General features: G+C 28.7%; 3 protein-coding genes. 1 reads left to right on the top strand and 2 read right to left on the bottom strand.

The genetic code is table 11. The features are described 5' to 3' along the window. Nucleotides 1-245: 245 nt before the first annotated feature. Both X924_RS10335 and X924_RS10330 read right to left on the bottom strand, forming a co-directional pair. Nucleotides 246-431, bottom strand: coding sequence for a hypothetical protein (locus X924_RS10335; protein WP_233186614.1), 186 nt, complete (start codon nt 429-431; stop codon nt 246-248). A 231-nt stretch (nt 432-662) separates the two neighbouring features. Then, entirely contained in the window at nt 663-884 is a 222-nt protein-coding gene (locus tag X924_RS10330; protein ID WP_233186613.1) for a hypothetical protein, read from the bottom strand. Nucleotides 885-1,316: 432 nt separating this feature from the next. Between X924_RS10330 and X924_RS07895 the strand changes: the two genes are divergently transcribed. Beyond that, on the top strand, nt 1,317-2,715 hold a 1,399-nt coding region (locus tag X924_RS07895), incomplete at its 3' end, for an ABC transporter ATP-binding protein (protein ID WP_146255684.1).

Raw genomic sequence — 2,715 nt, 5'->3', positions numbered from 1 at the left:
GTTATCAACAATAAGAAAGGCAGATAAGGTAGTAGTATTAAAAGATGGAGAAATAATAGGAGAAGGAACCCACAACGAATTAATAGAAAGTTCTCCTGTTTACAAAGAAATCATTGAAAGTCAGTTGGTGGTGTGAAAAGAAGTGTTATCTTAGCTTTTTAGTTTTTTCTAAATTAATGTAAGGAATATAATTTAATTGAGTTCGTTAGTATAAGAAAGAAGATAAAGAAGATATAGTATATAAATCACTCAAAAATCTTTAACGTTTCAACAAGTTCTTCTCTTTCTTTTTCTTCAAAAACATAGAACGAAATTGCTGAGGGAATCCTCTTTAACGTGTATTCCTTCACAAACATATTGATTTCTTTTGGTACTTTTGGTCTTAATTCTTTTGGTATGTTTTTTATTTCATAATACCTTCCATAATTCATTATGTACCTTTCTATCATATCTTTTTGTTTTGAATTAGCTTTTATGTATTTTTCTATGAACTCTTGTAAGTAAGCTTTGTTTAAGTTTTTATGGAAGTGTAAAGTTTAAAGAAATGTTTTTATCTACATCTTTTAACCACCAACTTATATTGTTTAAAGCTCCTACCATTCCAGATGGATGAGGTACATCCTTCAATATCTTAAATGCTTGAATGTTTAACTTAGCTGCTTCTATATAATTTCCTTTATTCTTTTTCCCCTTGCATCAGCCATAAGGATAAATCCCTTATTAACAGGATTATTTTCGTAATACAAACTACCTTTTCGTAGTTTTGAAATATTTCTTTCTATAGCCTCAAGGACTTCATCATATTTATTATCCCAAAATAATTTCAAGATTTCTATATACTCTATTGTTTTATCGTTTAAAGAAATTGATTCAAGATAGTTCATGAATGGTTTTCCAAACTGTCCGTAAGTTGATAACTTGGTAATTAATTTAAAAGCATTTGAATTATCTCCTTATGAATATATCTGCTTTGTTTCCTGATTGTTATTTAAAAACAACATAATATTTACTTTTGTTTCAATGTTAACGAGTGAATATACAGTTACTTTTTTATCTTTAAACTATTGTATCATAACCATTATCAAAAAAGGGAAAGCGAAAACAGAGTATAAAACACGATAAAAAACATCGAAATTAAAGTTTACATAAGCTTTTTTGATGCAATCTCTAAAAATATATTCCAATCTACATTTGAATTCAATAAAAAAATCACTTGTTTATCATATGGAAAAGTGTATGATAAAAATAGTGAATGGTCTTTTGAGTTTGTAAGAAAAAGTGTTACTCATTACATATTATGTAAAGGGGGATAAAAAGTGAAAAAAAAGAAAAATGAAGGTTCTATAAAACTTTTAAAATATTCTAAAAAATATATAAAATATCAAAAAATTCCTCTTGTTCTTGCTCCATTATTATTGTTAGTTTCAATCATGACTCCTTTTTTAATTAGATATTTTATTGATGATATAATTGGTAAAAACAAATTTTCTCAGATACTGCCTTTCTTCTTCTTTTTTGTCGTTGTTGTTTTATTAGAAAGAATCATATCTTTTTTTGTTAACTATGGATATTACAAATCTATGAATTTAGTTGTGCGAGACGAACAAATATCCATGTTCAATAAAATTATGATGATTCCCTTAAAAGATTTTTCCCATAACAAAGTTGGGGACTTTATGTCAAGGGTTCTTTCTGACACTTTGGAAGCTTCTTTCTTTCTTGGAACAGGAATCTCTCTAATCTTTTATAATTTTATACAGTTGATCATTGTTTCTTTGGTTTTATTATTTTTAAACTGGCAACTTGCTCTTATCACATTCATTATGATGCCATTTTATTATTTTTCTCTTAGAGCATTTGACAAAAGTATTCAAAAAAGTTCCGAGTTAGAGAGGAATACGTATAGTGAACTTACAGAGGAATTTAGAGAAAAAGTTGAAGGACTTTGGTCGATAAAGAGTTTTTGCAAAGAGACCTTCTTTTCGAAAGCGTTTTTCAAAAAATCAGAGAGTTGGGTTGGTTCAAAAAACAGATTAAGCAAATTAAATCAAGGTGCAGAAGATTTTATGTCATTTATGTATGAATTAACTCCAGTTTTAGTATTAGGTTATGGGGGTTATCTAATACTCAAAGGGGATACTACTTTAGGGACCCTTATAGGTTTCTACGCTTATTTAGGATGGATATTTACTCCTATAAGGAATCTCAGTAATTTTTATATACAAATGCAAAGGGCAGGACAAGTCACCAATCGTATATTTGAGATACATGATATGCCAGTGGAAGACCGCGGAAAAGGTAAATCTTTTCCTGTCGACGAATATGATATCACTTTTGAAAATATTTGCTTTACATATCAAAATTTACCTATATTAAAAGATATAAATCTAAGAATTAACACAAAAGAAAAAGTAGCTATTGTAGGAACAAGTGGAGCGGGTAAATCTTCGCTCGTAAATTTGATACCAAGATTTTACGAACCATCCCAAGGATTGCTTAAGATAGGTAGCTTTGAAGTCAAAGAATATGATCTTGAACAATTGAGAAAAAATGCCAAGATAGTGAGACAAAACGATCCATTATTCAACATGAGTATGAAAGAAAATATCATGCTTGGAGATGAATTCAGTGATCAAGAGTTCAACAAAGTTGTCAAAAAAGCAAAGGTAGATAAATTTATAGACCTTTTAGATAAAGGATACGATACAGTAGTAG

Source organism: Petrotoga sp. 9PWA.NaAc.5.4 (assembly GCF_002895485.1).
Lineage (GTDB): Bacteria > Thermotogota > Thermotogae > Petrotogales > Petrotogaceae > AZRK01.
The sequence above is the reverse complement of the archived record's forward strand: the minus strand, read 5'-3'. Positions and strand labels throughout refer to the sequence as shown.

Bases quoted from the DNA above. Each gene is read 5' to 3' on its own strand.
- X924_RS10335 (WP_233186614.1), bottom strand. From the start codon at position 431: ATGAATTATGGAAGGTATTATGAAATAAAAAACATACCAAAAGAATTA.
- X924_RS10330 (WP_233186613.1), bottom strand. From the start codon at position 884: ATGAACTATCTTGAATCAATTTCTTTAAACGATAAAACAATAGAGTAT.